15 protein-coding genes are annotated in these 16,467 nt (G+C 72.6%); 4 read left to right on the top strand and 11 right to left on the bottom strand.

Annotation, left to right across the window (positions count from 1 at the left end; translation table 11 throughout):
• The first annotated feature begins 71 nt into the window (after positions 1 to 71).
• Entirely contained in the window at positions 72 to 989 is a 918-nt protein-coding gene (locus ACZ3UD_RS04590; protein WP_465582147.1) for an undecaprenyl-diphosphate phosphatase, read from the top strand.
• A gap of 68 nt (positions 990 to 1,057) precedes the next feature.
• Here ACZ3UD_RS04590 and sigJ read toward each other — a convergent pair whose 3' ends face one another.
• Positions 1,058 to 1,954 carry an RNA polymerase sigma factor SigJ gene (sigJ, locus tag ACZ3UD_RS04595; protein ID WP_465582149.1) on the bottom strand — a complete coding sequence of 299 codons (897 nt, stop codon included), beginning with the start codon at positions 1,952 to 1,954 and terminating at the stop codon, positions 1,058 to 1,060.
• Between the two features lie 95 nt (positions 1,955 to 2,049).
• On the opposite strand from sigJ, the gene ACZ3UD_RS04600 reads away from it, so the two are divergent.
• Both ACZ3UD_RS04600 and pdxR read left to right on the top strand, forming a co-directional pair.
• Positions 2,050 to 2,499 carry a carboxymuconolactone decarboxylase family protein gene (locus tag ACZ3UD_RS04600; protein WP_465582828.1) on the top strand — a complete coding sequence of 150 codons (450 nt, stop codon included), beginning with the start codon at positions 2,050 to 2,052 and terminating at the stop codon, positions 2,497 to 2,499.
• 25 nt (positions 2,500 to 2,524) lie between these two features.
• Positions 2,525 to 3,946, top strand: coding sequence for a MocR-like pyridoxine biosynthesis transcription factor PdxR (pdxR, locus tag ACZ3UD_RS04605; protein ID WP_465582151.1), 1,422 nt, complete (start codon positions 2,525 to 2,527; stop codon positions 3,944 to 3,946).
• Positions 3,947 to 4,027: 81 nt separating this feature from the next.
• Here the strand turns inward: pdxR and ACZ3UD_RS04610 are convergent, their stop codons facing one another.
• The 10 genes from ACZ3UD_RS04610 to ACZ3UD_RS04655 form a co-directional block, all read right to left on the bottom strand.
• Positions 4,028 to 4,213, bottom strand: coding sequence for a DUF6126 family protein (locus tag ACZ3UD_RS04610; protein ID WP_465582153.1), 186 nt, complete (start codon positions 4,211 to 4,213; stop codon positions 4,028 to 4,030).
• A 30-nt stretch (positions 4,214 to 4,243) separates the two neighbouring features.
• Positions 4,244 to 4,879: a helix-turn-helix domain-containing protein gene (locus ACZ3UD_RS04615; protein ID WP_465582155.1), complete on the bottom strand. Its 636-nt coding sequence runs from the start codon at positions 4,877 to 4,879 to the stop codon at positions 4,244 to 4,246.
• Between the two features lie 83 nt (positions 4,880 to 4,962).
• Positions 4,963 to 6,696, bottom strand: coding sequence for a pyruvate dehydrogenase (locus tag ACZ3UD_RS04620; protein ID WP_465582157.1), 1,734 nt, complete (start codon positions 6,694 to 6,696; stop codon positions 4,963 to 4,965).
• Between the two features lie 188 nt (positions 6,697 to 6,884).
• Positions 6,885 to 9,290: a glycoside hydrolase family 65 protein gene (locus tag ACZ3UD_RS04625; protein ID WP_465582159.1), complete on the bottom strand. Its 2,406-nt coding sequence runs from the start codon at positions 9,288 to 9,290 to the stop codon at positions 6,885 to 6,887.
• Positions 9,287 to 10,033: an HAD family hydrolase gene (locus tag ACZ3UD_RS04630; protein WP_465582161.1), complete on the bottom strand. Its 747-nt coding sequence runs from the start codon at positions 10,031 to 10,033 to the stop codon at positions 9,287 to 9,289. The genes ACZ3UD_RS04625 and ACZ3UD_RS04630 overlap by 4 nt, the downstream gene beginning before the upstream one ends.
• A gap of 88 nt (positions 10,034 to 10,121) precedes the next feature.
• A complete protein-coding gene (locus ACZ3UD_RS04635) occupies positions 10,122 to 10,922 on the bottom strand; it encodes a VOC family protein (protein WP_465582163.1) in 801 nt (266 codons plus the stop codon).
• A 290-nt stretch (positions 10,923 to 11,212) separates the two neighbouring features.
• A complete protein-coding gene (locus tag ACZ3UD_RS04640; RefSeq protein WP_393037760.1) occupies positions 11,213 to 11,662 on the bottom strand; it encodes an SRPBCC family protein in 450 nt (149 codons plus the stop codon).
• Positions 11,663 to 11,801: 139 nt separating this feature from the next.
• The gene (locus tag ACZ3UD_RS04645; protein ID WP_465582166.1) at positions 11,802 to 13,526 is read right to left on the bottom strand and encodes an LCP family protein; all 1,725 of its coding nucleotides are present in this window, start codon (positions 13,524 to 13,526) and stop codon (positions 11,802 to 11,804) included.
• Positions 13,527 to 13,980: 454 nt separating this feature from the next.
• Positions 13,981 to 14,409, bottom strand: coding sequence for a hypothetical protein (locus tag ACZ3UD_RS04650; protein WP_465582168.1), 429 nt, complete (start codon positions 14,407 to 14,409; stop codon positions 13,981 to 13,983).
• A gap of 332 nt (positions 14,410 to 14,741) precedes the next feature.
• Positions 14,742 to 15,251, bottom strand: coding sequence for a F0F1 ATP synthase subunit B family protein (locus ACZ3UD_RS04655; protein ID WP_465582170.1), 510 nt, complete (start codon positions 15,249 to 15,251; stop codon positions 14,742 to 14,744).
• A 632-nt stretch (positions 15,252 to 15,883) separates the two neighbouring features.
• Between ACZ3UD_RS04655 and ACZ3UD_RS04660 the strand changes: the two genes are divergently transcribed.
• Positions 15,884 to 16,462, top strand: a complete 579-nt coding sequence (locus tag ACZ3UD_RS04660; protein ID WP_465582172.1) for a hypothetical protein — start codon at positions 15,884 to 15,886, stop codon at positions 16,460 to 16,462.
• The last annotated feature ends 5 nt before the right edge of the window (positions 16,463 to 16,467 follow it).

Genomic DNA, 16,467 nt, shown 5'->3' on the forward strand with positions numbered 1-16,467 from the left:
TACATGCCGGTAGTAGCTTCGCGGGGGCCCCCGGAATCAGCCGGCCGCAGACCCCCGAGCGAAGGTGCGCCATGTCCACCCTGACCTACCCGGAAGCGATAGGCGTCGGCCTGCTGCAGGGTGTGACGGAACTCTTCCCGGTCTCCAGCCTCGGCCACAGCATCCTGCTCCCCGCCGTGATCGGCGGAAAGATCCAGCAGGACCTCGACATGACCGCCGACGGCTCCTCCTACCTCGCCGCCCTGGTCGCCCTGCACCTGGCCACCGCGCTCGCCCTGGTGGTCTTCTTCTGGCGGGACTGGGTCCGGGTGGTCAGCGGCCTGATCAGCTCCGCCCGGCACCGCCGGGTGCAGACCCGGGACGAGAGGCTCGCCTGGCTGCTCATCATCTCCACCATCCCGGTCGGAGTGGCCGGCCTGGCCCTGGAGAAGGCGCTGCGGCACGCGCTCGGCAAGCCCGTCCCGGCAGCGGTCTTCCTCGCCCTCAACGGGCTCGTGCTGCTCGGCGCCGAGCGGCTCAAGCGCGGCGGCACCGGCCGCCGCCGGGCCGGGCACGCCGCCCCGATCGACGAGCCGGGCCTGGACCCGGCGATCGCCTCCGACGCCCGGCTGACCAAGCTCAGCTTCGGCCAGGGCGCCTGGATCGGCGCCGCCCAGATCCTCGCGCTCTTCCCCGGCATCAGCCGCTCCGGCGTCACCATGAGCGCCGGCATCCTGCGCGGACTGCACCACGAGGACGCCGCCCGCTTCTCCTTCCTGCTCGCCACCCCGGTGATCCTGGCCGCCTCGGTGCTCAAGGTGCCCGAGCTGTTCAAGCCGGAGAACTCCGCCGTACTCGGCCCCGTCGCCGCGGGCAGCGTCGCGGCCTTCGTCGCGGGCTACATCTCGGTGCGCTTCCTCACCAAGTACTTCGAGACCCGCAGCCTGACGCCGTTCGCGGTGTACTGCTTCCTGGCCGGCGTCGGCAGCGCCCTCTACCTGTCGATCTGAGCACCTCTCCGTCTGAGTCCCGCGTCCGACGGGCCGTCCGGCAGGTTGCCGGACGGCCCGTTCCGCGTCTACGCGGTGAGGCCCAGGGTGGCCAGGCGGGCCGGGTCGGTGAGGATGTCCATCGCGGTGATCCGGCCGTCGTGGATGGTGAAGGACATGACCGACAGCGGGCGGCCCTCGGCGAAGGAGACCACCCCCGGCGAGCCGTTGACCAGCACCAGGCGCCCCTCGGCGGCGAAGCGGGCGAAGGTGATCGCCTGCGAGGCGACGTCGGCGGCGCCGCGGCGCAGCACGCTCGGCACCAGCGTCCCGCCGTCGGAACGGGCCACCACCTCGGGGTCGAGCAGGGTCAGCAGAGCATCGAAGTCACCGCCCCGGGAGGCAGCCAGGAACGCTTCCACCACCTCGCGCTTGCGGGCGTTGTCGGAGTCGGCGGCCGGGGTGGCGCCCCGCACCCGGCGGCGGGCACGGCTGGCCAGCTGGCGGGTGGAGGCCGAGGTGCGGCCGAGCACCTCGGCGATCGCGTCGAAGGGCACGTCGAACATGTCGTGCAGCACGAAGGCCACCCGCTCCGCAGGGGAGAGCGTCTCCAGGATCACCATCAGCGCGATCCCGACCGAGTCCGCGACCAGGATCTCGTGCACCGGGTCCAGCGCCGCCAGCCCGCTGACCACCGGGTCCGGCAGCCGTACCTGCCCCTCCTGCTCGGGCAGCGGGTCCTCCCGGCGGGAGGCCCGGGAACGCAGCTGGTCCAGGCAGACCCGGCCGACCACGGTGGTGAGCCAGGCCCCGAGGTTCCTCACCTCGCTCACGTCACTGCGGCTCAGCTTCAGCCAGGCCTCCTGGACGGCGTCCTCGGCCTCGGCCACCGACCCGAGCATCCGGTAGGCCACGGACCGCAGTTGGGGGCGCTCGGCCTCGAAGCGCTCAGCCAGGAAATCTGTCCCGGAAAATTCCTCGCTCACCTGTCACATCCTCACGTCGGCATCCGTCGGACCAGTGACGGACGCTAACCGATCACGAGGAGCCCACGGTGACCACCGCCCACGCCACCGCCCGCATGAAGAACCCCGCCCTGGTCCTGCCGGACGCGATGAAGGGCATCCAGAACATCTACAAGGCCATGTACCAGGGCGGCGTCTCCCCGCAGATCCTGGAGCTCGTCCACCTGCGCGCCAGCCAGATCAACGGCTGCAGCGCCTGCGTGTTCGCGGGCGTCCAGGGCGCCAGGAAGCACGGCGAGACCGACGAGCGGCTGCACGCCGTCGCCGCCTGGCGCGAGGCCCCGTTCTTCACCGACGAGGAGCGCGCCGCCCTCGAACTCACCGAGGCCGCCACCCGGATCGCCGACCGCACCGGCAAGGCCGTCCCGGACCACATCTGGGACGCCGCCGCCGACCACTTCAACGAGGAGCAGCTCTCCGCGATCATCCTGATGATCGCGCTGACCAACTTCTTCAACCGCCTCAACACCACCATCGAGGAGCCCGCCGGCGCCACCTGGAACTGACCGGCGACAGGCGAGAATGGAGCCCGTGAACGGCTCCTGGACCTCCTTCGGCGGCGACCTGCACCTGGACCTCACCGAGCGGCGCGCCGCCGGCACCGGGCTGCGGGCCGCCCTGGAGGACGCCCTGCGGGAAGCCGTCCAGGCCGGCCGGCTCGCCCCCGGTACCCGGCTGCCGTCCTCCCGGGCCCTCGGCGAGGACCTCGGCATCGCCCGCAACACCGTCGTCGAGGCGTACGGCCAGCTCACCGCGGAGGGCTGGCTCAGCTCCCGGCAGGGCTCCGGCACCACCGTCGCCCGGCGGGCCGCGCCCTCGCCCGCCGCACGGCCGGTCCGGCCGCGGACGCGGCGGCGGACCGTCCGGCACGACCTGATGTCCGGGCGGCCCGACCTCTCGCTCTTCCCCCGCACCGCCTGGCTCGCCGCCGCCCGCCGCGCCCTCGCCACCGCGCCGCACGAGGCCCTCGGTTACGGCGGCCCGCTCGGCCGGATCGAACTGCGGGAAGCACTCACCCACTACCTGGCCCGGGTCCGCGGCGTGCGCACCGACCCGGACCACCTGCTCGTCTGCAACGGCGTCCAACAGGGCCTCGGCCTGCTCTGCGCCGCCCTGCGGGAGCGCGGGGCCCGCTCGCTCGCGGTCGAGGAGTACGGGCTGCCGCCGCAGCACGCCGTCGTCCGGGCCGCGGGACTGACCACCGCCCCGCTGCCGCTCGACTGCGAGGGCGCACAGGTCGAGCACCTCGGCCCCCGCAACGGCGCCGTGCTGCTCACCCCGGCCCACCAGTACCCCACCGGCGCCCCGCTGTCCGCCGACCGGCGGGCAGCCGCGGTGCGGTGGGCGCGCGAACAGGACCGGTACGTGATCGAGGACGACTACGACGGGGAGTTCCGCTACGACCGGCAGCCGCTCGGCGCGATGCAGGCGCTCGACCCGGAACGGGTGGTGTACGCGGGCACCGCCGCCAAGAGCCTCGCGCCCGGCCTGCGGCTGGCCTGGCTCGCCCTGCCGGACGCGCTGGTCGAACCCGTCGCCCGGCTGAAGGTGCTGGCCGACACCATGTCCCCGGTGCTCGACCAGCTGACCCTCGCCGAACTGATCACCTCCGGCACGTACGACCGGCACGTACGGCGCTGCCGCCTGCACTACCGGCGCCGCCGCGACCGGCTGGTCGCGGCCCTCGCCGAACACGCCCCGCACGTCCGGGTCACCGGCATCGCCGCCGGCCTCCACGCCGTTCTCCAACTCCCGCCCGGCTCCACCCCCGAGCCCGAACTCCTGGCCCGCGCCGAAGCCGCCGGCCTCGCCCTCAGCGGCCTCACCTGGCACCGCGCCGCCCCGGCCGACGAGGCCGCCGCGCCGGCCCTGGTGATCGGTTACGCCACCCCTCCGGAACACGCCTTCCCGGCAGCCCTGGACGCCCTGTGCGACCTGCTGCGCCGGGCATGAGGTGGGGGATCCGCCGCCCGTCCCCTGATCGCCCGACCCGTGGCAGGAGAGGGGCGGAAAGCTCCGCAGCCTCCGCGCCGACTACTTGTTGCGGCTGCCCAGTTCGAACAGCAAGATGATGAACCCGGCGAAGACGTGGATGCCCGCGGTGTAGATCACCAGGCGGTGGTAGACCCGCTTGTTGGCCCACTTGCCGGCATCCATGGTCTTCGGGCCGGTGGGGGTGTCGGCGACGGCAGCAGTCGTCGTGGTGGTGGGATCGTCCATGGGGATCTCCTCCAGGCGTCTGACGGCAGGTCAGTGGGTCGCTGCGGGGCCGCCGCCGAGGCAGAGTTCGCCGCCGGGGCTCTGCAGCAGGGTGTGGATGAAGAGCAGTTCGACGCCGGTGTCGGACTCGGCGACGATGCAGTGCGGGGTGAGCGAGTCGTAGTGGGCGCAGTCGCCGGGGGCGAGGTGGTGGACGCGGTCGCCGAGGGTCAGCCGCAGATCGCCCCGCAGGACGTACAGCCACTCCTCGCCGGGGTGCACCCGGACCACCGCGTCCTGGACGCCCGGCGGGACGTGCACCCGCAGGGCCTGCATGGCGCGGCCGGGGGCGCCGGCCCGGCGGTAGCCCCAGCCGCCGGCCCGGCCGGGCTCTACGGCGCCGCCGCGGATCACCGGGTCGGGCTCGGTCATGGTCTCGCCGAGCAGCCCGGAGACCGAGGTGCCGTAGGCGCGGGCGAGGCCGAGGAGGACGGGCAGGGAGGGCTGGCGGCGGCCGGTTTCCAGCCGGGACAGATAGGCTGGGGAGAGCCCGACCCTCGCCGAGGCGACCTCCAGGGTGAGCCGGCTGCTGAGCCGGTGTTCACGGAGGCGGGCGGCGAGGCCGGCGACTTCCTGGTCGTCGAGCTGGTCGCCGGTGGCGGGGGTGCCGCTGGGGCTGGTGGTCATGTGACCAGTGGACACCTCGCCTGCCGCACGGGCAAGAATTTTGCCTCAAAGGCAAAGCTCGGCCGAATGCCCCTTCGCCCCGCTCACGGCCGGGGGATGTTGCGCAGATTGCTGCGGGCCAGGTCGACCATCCGCCCGACGCCGCCGGAGAGCACCGTCCGCCCGGCCGCCAGCGCGAAGCCCTTCAGCTGGGCGGCGGTGATGTACGGCGGGATGGACAGCGCGTTGGGGTCGGTGACCACGTCCACCAGGGCCGGGCCGGGCCGCTCCAGCGCCTCCGTCAGGACCTCCCGGACCCGGGCCGGCTCGGCGACCCGCTTGGCCGGCATGCCCATGGCCCGCGCGATGCCCGCGTAGTCCACGTCGCCGTTGTCGATCTCGAACTCGGGGTAGCCGGAGACCAGCATCTCCAGCTTGATCATGCCGAGCGCGCCGTTGTTGAACACCACCGTCTTCACCGGCAGCCGGTGCTTGGCCACCGTGAGCAGTTCGCCGAGCAGCATGCCGATCCCGCCGTCGCCCGCCATCGCGATCACCTGCCGTCCGGGGCAGGCGAGTTGGGCGCCGATCGCGTGCGGGAGGGCGTTGGCCATCGAGCCGTGCAGGAAGGAGCCGATCACCCGGCGGCGGCCGTTCGGCTGCAGGTAGCGGGCGGCCCAGACGTTGTTCATGCCGGTGTCCACGGTGAACACCGCGTCCGGGGCGGCCACCTCGTCGAGCACCGAGGCGACGTACTCGGGGTGGATCGGCAGGTGCTTGTCGATGTCCCGGGTGTAGGCGCCGACCACGTCCTCCAGCGCCCGGCAGTGCTTCCTCAGCATGCCGTCCAGGAAGGAGCGGTCCTTCTTTCCGTCCAGCAGCGGCAGGACGGCCCGCAGGGTGGCCGCGACGTCCCCGTGCACGGCCAGCTCCAGCGCGGTGCGCCGGCCCAGCCGGGTGGCGTCGTGGTCGACCTGGACGGTACGGGTCTGCGGCAGGAAGGAGTCGTACGGGAAGTCGGTGCCGAGCAGCAGCACCAGGTCGGCGGAGTGCAGCGCCTCGTGGCAGGCGCCGTAGCCGAGCAGGCCGCTCATGCCGACGTCGTACGGGTTGTCGTACTGGATCCACTCCTTGCCGCGCAGCGAGTGCCCGATCGGTGCCTTCAGCGCCTGCGCGGCCTCCATCACCTCGGCGTGCGCCCCGCGCACCCCGGCGCCGCAGAACAGGGCGACCCGGCGGGCCGCGTTGAGCAGCCGGGCGAGTTCCTGCACCTGGGACCAGGGCGGCGCGGCGACGGCCTGCTCGGTGAGGAAGTGGCCGGTGCCGGTCGGCCCGGCGGCGGGGAGGGCGGCGACGTCCCCGGGGAAGGCGAGCACCGAGACGCCGTGCGAGCCGATCGCGTGCTGGATCGCGATCCGGAGCAGCCGGGGCAGCTGGACGGGGGTGGAGAGCATCTCGCACCAGTTGCTGCAGTCGGTGAACACCCGCTCGGGGTGGGTCTCCTGGAAGAAGCCGGTGCCGATCTGTCCGGACGGGATGTGCGAGGCGAGCGCGAGCACCGGCAGGCCGCTGCGCTGGGCGTCGTACAGGCCCTGGATGAGGTGGGTGTTGCCGGGGCCGCAGGAGCCGGCGCAGACCGCGAGGCGGCCGGAGAGCTCGGCCTCGGCGGCGGCCGCGAAGGCGCCGGCCTCCTCGTTGCGGACGTGCACCCAGCCGATGCCCTCGGCGCGGCGGATCGCGTCGACGACGGGGTTGAGGCTGTCGCCGACGACGCCGTAGACCCGCTCCACCCCGGCCTGCCGGAGCACCTCCACCATCTGTTCGGCCACGCTCGCCACGGGAGTACTCCTTTGGTCGCCGCAGGACACCTGCACCCTCCGACGGGCGGTGGCACGGCGCACTCGGGGTGGGACGAACGGGTGAGGGCGGCGGACGGGTTCGGGCGGCGGACAGGTGAGGGCGGCGGACGAGGGCCCGCTCCGCGCGACGGGAGCGGGCCCTGAGCGGCCCGGGGTGGCCCCGGCGGCTACTCCGCCGCCAGGTGGTCGTGCTGCCCCAGCTTGCCCGCGGCCAGCCCCGCCTGGGGCTGGCGGCGGGCCGGCTCACGGCCGGGGGGCTGGGCGCAGCGTTCCTGGGCGGGCGGGGCGGTGGTGGGCAGGGTGACCGGGGAGCCGGCCTTGACCTGCACCGTCTCGCCGTCGTGCCGCAGGTGGATCACCTCGCCGCGGCGCAGCGTGTAGGTCGTCCCGTCGTGGGTGATCTGCACGCCGAGCAGGTGCCCGCGCACCAGCAGCGAGAAGCTGAGCTTCATCAGCCCGGAGGGCAGCCGGGGCCGGAAGTCGAGCGTCTCGCCGTGGTCGCGCAGGCCGCCGAAGCCGGCCACCAGGGCGATGCAGGCGCCGGCGAGCGAGGCCATGTGGAGGCCGTCGCGGGTGTTGCCGCCGAGGTCGTGCAGGTCCATCAACGCCGCCTCCGCCGTGTAGTCGTAGGCGAGGTCGAGTTGGCCGACCTCGGCGGCGATGACGGCCTGGGTGCAGGCGGAGAGCGAGGAGTCGCGGACGGTCAGCCGCTCGTAGTAGGCGAAGTTGCGGGCCTTCTGCTCGTCGGTGAAGGCGTCGCCGCGCACCTGCATGGCGAGCACCAGGTCGGCCTGCTTGACCACCTGCTTGCGGTACAGGTCGAAGTACGGGAAGTGCAGCAGCAGCGGGTACTTCTCCGGCGCGGTGTTCTCGAAGTCCCAGAGCTGGTGGTGGGTGAAGCCGTCGGCCTGCGGGTGGACGCCGAGGTCGGCGTCGTACGGGATGTACATCGCGGCGGCGGCGTCGCGCCAGGCGGCGGTCTCCTCGGTGTCGACGCCGAGGGCGCCGGCCTCGCGCGGGTGGCGGACGGCGGCCTCGGCGGCGGCGCGCAGGTTCGTCTGCGCCATCAGGTTGGTGAAGACGTTGTTGTCGGCGACGGCGCTGTACTCGTCGGGGCCGGTGACGCCCTCGATCCGGAACCTCCCGGCGGTGTCGTGGTGGCCCAGCGAGCGCCACATCCGGGCGGTCTCCACCAGGAGTTCGAGGCCGTAGTCGCGCTCGAACTCCTCGTCCCCGGTGGCCCGGACGTAGCGGGCGACGGCGACGGCGATGTCGGCACCGATGTGGAAGGCCGCGGTGCCGGCCGGCCAGTAGCCGGAGCACTCCTCGCCGCGGATCGTGCGCCAGGGGAACACCGCGCCGGTCAGGCCGAGTTGGGCGGCCCGGTCGCGGGCGAGCGGGAGGGTGGTGTGCCGCCAGCGCAGGGCCTGGTTGACGGCGCTCGGCAGGCAGTAGGTGAGCACCGGCAGGACGAAGGTCTCGGTGTCCCAGAAGCTGTGCCCGTCGTAGCCGGGGCCGGTCAACCCCTTGGCGGGGATGGCGCGTTCCTCGCTGCGGGCGCCGGCCTGCAGGACGTGGAAGACGGCGAACCGGACGGCCTGCTGGAGTTCGACGTCGCCCTCGATCTCGATGTCGCTGGTCTTCCAGAACTCCTTGAGGTAGTCGGCCTGTTCGGCGACCAGACCGTCCCAGCCGGTGTACCGGGCGGCGGTCAGCGCGGCCTCCACCTGGTCCCGGACGGCGGGCAGCGAGCGGGTGCCGGACCAGCCGTAGGACATGAACTTGAGCAGCCGCAGCCTCTGCCCGGCCCCGAGCACGGTGGTGACACTGATCCGGCACTGGTCGGAGCCGGCCTCGGCGACGGTGTCGAGCCTCTCCGGGCCCTCGATGACGTGGTCCATCCCGGCCGCGACCCGGATGCCACTGAAGCGGGTGCGGTGCACCAGGACGGCCTTGGTGCCACTGGCGTGGTGCGCCTCGGCCTGCAGCGGGGCCTCCAGGACGGCGGCGGCGCGCGGGTCGCCCTCGGGGCCGCCGGGCAGCTGCTCGTTGGCGACCAGCTCGGACTGGAGCACGATCCGCACCGGCCCGTCCACCGCCTCGACGCTGTACTCCACGGCGGCGATGGCGCGCTGGGTGAGCGAGACGAGTCGGGTGGAGCGCACCCGGATGGTCCGCCCGGCCGGGGACATCCATTCGGCCTCGCGGTGCAGCATGCCCTCGCGGAAGTCCAACCAGCGCTTGTGGCTGAGGAGTTCCCCGTAACGCAGGTCGAAGGGCTCGTCGTCCACCAGCAGCCGGATGATCTTGCCGTTGGTGACGTTGATGACGCTCTGGCTGGACTCGGGGTAGCCGTAGCCGCCCTCGCCGTACGGGAGCGGGCGCAGTTCGAACACGCCGTTGAGGTAGGTGCCGGGCAGGCCGTGCGGCTCGCCCTCGTCCAGGTTGGCGCGCAGGCCGATGTGGCCGTTGGACAGGGCGAAGACGGATTCGGCCCGGGCCAACTCGGTCAGGTCCAGGCCGTGCTCGGTGATCTGCCACGGGTCGATCGTGAAGTTGTCGGCAGGACTCATGACTCGCCCCCCAGCAGTTCGGAAAGGTCGTCGACGACCACGGTGGCGCCGTCGCGGCGCAGTTCGGCGGCCTGCCCGGTGCGGTTGACGCCGACCACCGCGCCGAAGCCGCCGGCCCGGCCGGAGGCGACCCCGGCGAGCGCGTCCTCGAAGACGGCGGCGTGCGCGGGGTCGACGCCGAGCTCGCGGGCGGCGTACAGGTAGGTGTCGGGGGCGGGCTTGCCGGGCAGGCCCTGCTGCTTGGCGACCACGCCGTCCACGATCACGTCGAACAGCTCCAGGATGCCCGCCGAGCGCAGCACGTCCCGGCAGTTGGCACTGGAGGAGACCACCGCGCTGGGCAGTCCGAGCGCGCGCAGCCGGTGCACGTAGGCGACCGAGCCCTCGTAGGGCTCGACCCCCCGCTCACGGATCAGCCGCAGCACGGTGTCGTTCTTGGCCCGGCTGATCCCCTGCACGGTACGGGCGTTCGGCGGGTCGTCCTCGGCCCCCTCGGGCAGGTCGATGCCCCGGCTGTGCAGGAAGGCCCGGGTGCCGTCGAGGCGCGGGCGGCCGTCCACGTAGGTGTCGTAGTCGTTGACGGCGTCGAAGGGGACGAACTGCCCGCCGGTGCGGGCGGCTTCGGCGCGCAGGAAGGCGTCGAAGGTGCCCTTCCAGGCCGCAGCGTGCACCGTGGCGGTCTGGGTGAGCACCCCGTCGAGGTCGAAGAGGAAAGCGCGGATGTCGTCCGGTAGCCCCAGCATGGGTGCAGTCTTACCCGGGAAGGAGGGGAAGCCGCCCATTCCCGGCGGCGCGTCGCGGGAAGGGCGGCTTCCGGTTGCCACCACGGGATCAGGGGGAGTCGGGCATCTGCGCCTCGGGCGACTGGATCACCGCGAAGACCGCGCCCTGCGGGTCCTGGACCACCGCCATCCGGCCGGACTGCATGTCGAACGGCGGCTGGATCACCGCACCACCGGTCTTGACCAGGGCGTCCACCACGGAGTCGGTGTCGTCCACCGAGAAGTACGTCATCCAGTGCGAGGGCGTGCCGGCCCCCAGGTACCCGGGGATCTTCTGCATACCGCCGACGGTGCGGTCGCCGACGTTCAGCGAGAAGCAGCCGTCCATGCCCTGGATGGTGGCCGGGCGCAGCCCGAGCGCCAGCTGGTAGAAGCGGCCGGCCGCGTCGGTGTCGGTGGTGTTGAGCTCGTTCCAGACCAGCGCGCCGGGCTCGTTGACCACGCCCGCGCCGATGAAGTCCATCGCCTGCCAGACGCCGAACACCGCGCCGGTCGGGTCGGCGGCGACCATCATCCGGCCGATCGTGCCGACGTCCATCGGCTCGTAGAGGATCGTGCCGCCGGCCGCGGCGATGGACCGGTTGGCCTGGTCGGCGTCGTCCGAGGCGAGGTACGTGGTCCAGGCGACGGGCGGCACCGGCTGGCCCTCGGGCGCGGACTGCGCCATGATCCCGGCGACCGGGCGGTCGTTGAGCGTGCACACGGCGTAGCCGCCGAACTCGGCCGGGCCGATCTCGCCCTGCCAGCCGAACAGGTCGCGGTAGAAGTCGAGCGCGGCCTGCTGGTCGCTCGCCATCAGGTCGATCCAGCACGGGGTGCCGGGCTTGTACGGATCGGTCACTACGGGCATCGTTGGGCCTCCCGGAGGCGGTGGTGGCCGGCTGTGGTGTGTCGGTCGGGCGGCGGCCCGGCCGGGACCGGTACCGCCGTCCGCGCGGACGGCGGTACGACGGCGGTACACCGCCCACCTTCGGCCCGCCGACGCGTTCTCGCCACCGGACGGCGCCCTGGCGGGCGACCAACGCCTCGACGGGTGCCGTTACCGGTGCACCGACCGGTGCCCGGGCTGGCGCACGGACCGGCGCACGGGCTGGCACACGGACCGGCCCACGGACCGGCGCACGGACCGGCCACCGGGGCTCACTCGGGATCGTGCCGCTTGGCGGTGACGAAGTACGGCTGCACCTTGCCGCTCTGCGCGTAGTCCTTGAGCCGGACCAGCAGTTCGGCCCAGGTGCCGGCCACCATCGGCACGCCCTCCTCGCTGCCCGGCTGCCAGCCGCCGTGCCGGAACAGCAGCCGGGTGCGCTCGGGCTCGTCGGGCTGGTCGGCGAGGTCCCAGCTGATCCAGGTGCCCGCCCAGTGCGGCGGGAAGGCCCCGGCGTTGGCCCACACCACCCGCTCCAGGTCGGCCCGCTCGCGGCGCAGCCGGAAGGGCTCGGGGACGCCGGGGAAGTCGAAGAGCAGCACGTCGTCCTCGCGGTCCACGGCGGTCGTCCACCAGCTGGTCAGCCCGTCGTGGGTGTTGAGCGCGGCGAGGACGACGTCCCGGGGCGCGGCGATGTCGATCTGCATGGCGATCTCGGGCATGGGGTCCGCCTTTCGGTGCCGTGGTGGTCCCCTCCCGGGGCGCACAGGCCCCAGGCCCACCATGGCACGACCCCCGGGCCCACGCGCCCCGGAGGGCGCCGGTCCCGGGGGTCGTGCCCGCGCCGTCCGGTGGTGGCGGTCAGCCGCCGCTGCCGTAGGTGGTGTTCGCGCAGATGTCGTCGTCGGCCGAGCGGGCGTCGTTGGTGACGGTGGTCGGCAGCGGCTGCGGGGGCGTCGGGGTGCCGGGCGTGGTGGCGGAGGCCGTCCCGCCGGGCGCGAGGCCCGCGGCCGCCGCGAAGTCCTGGCCGACGATCACCGAGATGCCCCGCGCGCTGCTGGGCTCCAGGCTGGCGCCCGGGAACAGCGCGGCGACCTTCTCGGCGTTCGCCTTCTGGCTGGAGCTGTACTCGATCGTGGTGGTCTTCTGCTTGGTGCTCGCCGCCTGGCCCGCCGTGCTGGCGGTGAACTTGGCGGCCTTCAGCTGATCGGTCGCCTTGCCGGCCAGGCCGTTGACGGTCGTCCCGTTGTAGACCGCCACCTTGATCGCGGAGTTGGTGGCGTCCCCGGCCGGGGCGGGCGGGGTGCTGGGCGCGGCCTGCGACGGCGCGGCGCTCGTGCTGGCGGGGGCGTCCGGCTGCTGGCCGGTGGCGTTCTGGCCGTCGATGGTCTGGTCGGCCTTGAGGGTCTCCCAGAGCTTGTTGGCGTCCGGCTGGACCAGGTCGATGTTGGCGTCCTGGGTGCGGTAGCGCCAGGGCGCGGTGACGAACTTGAGGTCGTGCATGTCGATGTTCTTCAGCGACAGGCCGAAGGAGAGCAGCTTGTCCGCGGAGTCCAGCCCCGGGTCGACGGTCAGCGACTTGGTCGCCGCGTCGGCCAGCGGCAGCAGGCTGGTGGGGCTCAGCCCCTCCTTCTTCATCTTGGTGGCGAGCGAGCTCATGAAGGCCTGCTGGCGCTTCATCCGACCGATGTCGGAGCCGTCGCCGATGCCGTGCCGCAGTCGCACGTAGTCGAGCGCCTTCTGGCCGTCCACGGTCTGCTTGCCCTGCGGCAGGACGAGGTCGCCCTTCTTGTGCAGGTTGGGGTTGATGTCGCCCTCGTAGATCGGCTTCGGCAGGCATATGTCCACGCCGTTGACGGCCTTGGTCATCGCGGCGAAGCCGTTGAAGTCGACCACCATGGTGTGGTCGACCCGGATGCCGGTGACCTTCTCCACGGTGTTCTGGGTGCAGGCAGGGTTGCCGTTGTCGCTGCCGCCGACCGAGAAGGCGGCGTTGAACAGGTCGTTGCCGCCCTTGGTCCACTTGCCGTTGGGCAGCTTGCACGGCGGGATCGGGACGATCGTGTTGCGCGGGATCGAGATGCCCACGGCGTGCTTGTGATCGGCGTAGACGTGCAGCAGGATCGTGGTGTCCGAGCGGGCGCCGCCGTCCTCGCCGCCGCCGAGGTCGGAGTTGTTGCCGCCCCGGCTGTCGGAGCCGATCAGCAGCACATTGACCGGCTTGTTGCCGTCCGCGTCAGCCTTGGCCTCCGGCGGGCGGTCGGTGGAAATCGCGTCCGCGTCGAAGGACTTGATGTTGGCGTTGAGCTTGAAGTAGATCGCGCCGCCGGTGCCCGCGATCAGCACCAGCACGCCCGCCGCCGACCAGGCGACGATCTTCTTCACGTTCTTCTTGGGCTTGGCGTTCTTGCGCGCCGCCGCCCGGCCGCCGCCCGCGGCCCCGGAACCGCCGCCGCCCTTGCCCTGCGCGGCCCGGCGGGCCTCCGCCCGGCCGCCGCTGCGCGGCCCGGGCACGGAGCCCGTAGCGCCTTCCGTCGTGGGCACGTCCTCGCCCCGAGCCGGGCTCTCGCCCTTCCGACCTGACATGCGCGTACCTTTCACCGACGGAAGCGACGCCCCGGACGATCTGGCGCACCGCACACAGAAGAGACGGACGAGGCCCCTCCCAGGTTGCACGTACGAGGGTCGGTACAGACCGACCATCGTGGCTTCCGATCATATTGAGAGCAAAGACGATCACAGCCCTCAGGTACACCTACAACCCCCGGCACCACACGGCGATTTGCCGACATATCACCTGAAACCGCCCAATTCGGACAGGCCCGCGCCGCCTGGAAGACGCAGGGGATCCCGCCGTCGGACTGGGCCTCGACCTCGGGGCCCCGCATGGGCGGATTGGCCGCCGGGTCGCCCGTCACGGGGGCCACGGGGGTGCCCGGTTCGTCGGTCCAGAACCCAGCCACAGCGACCGTTGTCGAACCGCTCCGGGAACCGATCGGACCGCTCCGGCAGAGCTCTGGACCGGCCCCGGCCGGAACGGTCAGGCGCCCTGGCGCACCTTGACGCCGCCGACCAGCGAGTAGGAGCGGACCTTGACCACCGGGCCGCCGGGCTCGCCGGTCACGCCCTTGCTGCGGCCGCCGAGCAGGGAGAAGCCGCTCACCTCGACCGTGGTGCCGGCCGGGACGGTCAGGTCGACGCCGCCGAAGACCGAGAAGGCGTCCACCTCGGCCGAGGCGCCCCCGGGGTAGGCCAGCTCCGCACCGCCGACCAGGGCCGCCTTGACCAGGTGGGTCGGGGCGGCGGGAAGCGCGGCCTCGGTGTGGTCGAGCTTGGCGCCGCCGACCGCGGCGACGTGCACCGTGCGCTCGCGGGCCTCGAACTCGCCCCGGTGCTTCAGGCCGCCCAGCAGGGCGACGCTCCACTCGGTGCGACGGGCCGGGGTCGAGGTGCTCCTCGTGATCTCCATGACCACTACGCTACGGCCGGGCCCTGAGGCCGCGTCAGTGTCGGCGGGCACCCGTCCGACATGACATCCGTCATGGTCCGCGGGGTGCCGGAGTCGGGGCGGCCGCCTTTCGGTCAGGCGCGCGATCTGACGGAGTTTGGCAGAGCTGGCGCGCCAGGCGTTCCCGCCATCCGCGGTCACCAAAGCCCCCGGCCCCGGCCCCGCGCACCCCCGCCCGTGCCCGTGCCCTCGCGACCGAGAGCTGACCGCGAACGGTTCGGGCCCTGGTCGGTGGCTGTGCCACCGACCAGGGCCCGAACCCGTTGGAGGGGAAGTACGACAGGTGCGGGACCTCAGCCGCGCGCGCCCGCCTTCGCGTCGTGCTCGGCGAAGAACTCATCGGCGATCGCCCGCGTGCGCGGCAGCTCGGCGACCGGCTCGCCGATGACCCGGCCCGCGAGCTCGCCGGCCAGCCGGGCCACGTCCTCCCGCAGCTCGGCCTCGGCCAGCACCCGGTCGGCCTCCAGCTGGACCTTCGCCTCCGCCAGCATCCGGTCCCGCAGCTGCTGCCCCTCGGCCCGCAGCCGCGCGATCAGCGCGGCCCCCTCCTCGGTGGCGGTCTGCCGGATCAGCGCCGCCTCGTGCCGCGCCGCGGAGAGCTCCCCCTGGAACTCCTCGTACACGCGCCGGGCCTCCGCCCGCGCCGCCTCCGCCCGCTCGACACCACCCTCGGTGGCGTCCCGGCGCTCCGCCAGGGTCTTCTCGATGCGCGGAAGCAGCAGCGCCCCGAGAACCCCGAATATCAGAAAGAAACAGACAAGTCCAACGACCAGCTGGGCAACATCTGGCTTCAAAGGTCCCATGCCATCAAGATAGTTGAGCCCACGTCACTCACTCCCGCCGGGGCACCTCCCCACGCCCCGAAGGCGACGAAGGGCGTCCTCCCCGAAGGGAGAACGCCCAGGTCAGGCGCGGTTCCATCGCATGGGCCACCAGGGGCACGAAACTGCTGCGGCTGAGTGACAAGGGTGCGGCTCCCCGAGGATGTTCACGATGTGATGAGTCGGGCCCTCTTAACTTCTTCTGACACTCGACTGTGTCGCCCAGCCGGCGGTTGCCCGCGTCCGCCACCCATGGAGGTCATCGGATGAGTCTTCGGCCCTGGGTTGCAGCGTCGCTGGCGGGTGCGGCTCTCGCCCTCGCGTCCGCGCCTGCAGGTGTCGCCGCGCAGGCGTCCACCCGGCACGCGCCCGGCTCCCCGTGGTCCCAGGAAGGGGACGGGGAAGGAGAGGGGGAAGGGCGCCACCATCACCACAATCCCTGGCGCCACTGCTTCAGCCCCCGCCGCGTCGTGCTCATCGACAGAACCCTCAGGGCGATTCTGACCAACAGCCGGCGCGGGCCGGAGGCTCTCGTTCTCCAGGGGAACCCGCCGTCCTCGTCCTCGCCGCCGGACGCGCCATGGGACAGCTTTACTGTTGCGACATATCTGAACGTGGACTATCCCACCAACACCAGCGGCCAGTATCAGTTCCAGATTCGTGGCTTTTTCCGGGAGCACCCGGTCTTCGTGGTGAAGACCTTCGGCCGCCACGAGCGATCCTTCTTCTTCGCAGCCGCCCACTGCGTCGACGACTACTACGACGACGACCACCGCCACAACGACGGTGACCGCGATGACGAGGCCCATCCGCATGATGGTGCGGCTGCCGACGGAGGCGGCTCGTCCGGCACCCCGTCGCCCCAGGCGTCCGGCTCCCCGTCACCCCGGGAAGGGGACCAGCGTCAAAACGGCCGGCCCGCGCCGGAGGCTCTCGCCTCCGGGGGCACCAACCTCCCTCTTCCGCCTGGTGGTACGGCTGCCGTCAGGAGCGTTGGTCGTCTGAGCGCGAAGCGCATCGGGATCGCGGCGGGCGGCTTGCTGCTGACTCTAGGGGCGCTGGCTACGGCCTGGCTTCGCCGACGCCGTCGGCAGCGTGCTACCCGGCCGGAACAGGACCCGGCAGCACCTTCGGCCCGTGACGCCGCATCACGTCAGGAGCCTGATGTGCCGCCGACCCAGCCGTACGGATAGCGAAC

Source organism: Kitasatospora sp. NPDC023118 (assembly GCF_055560875.1).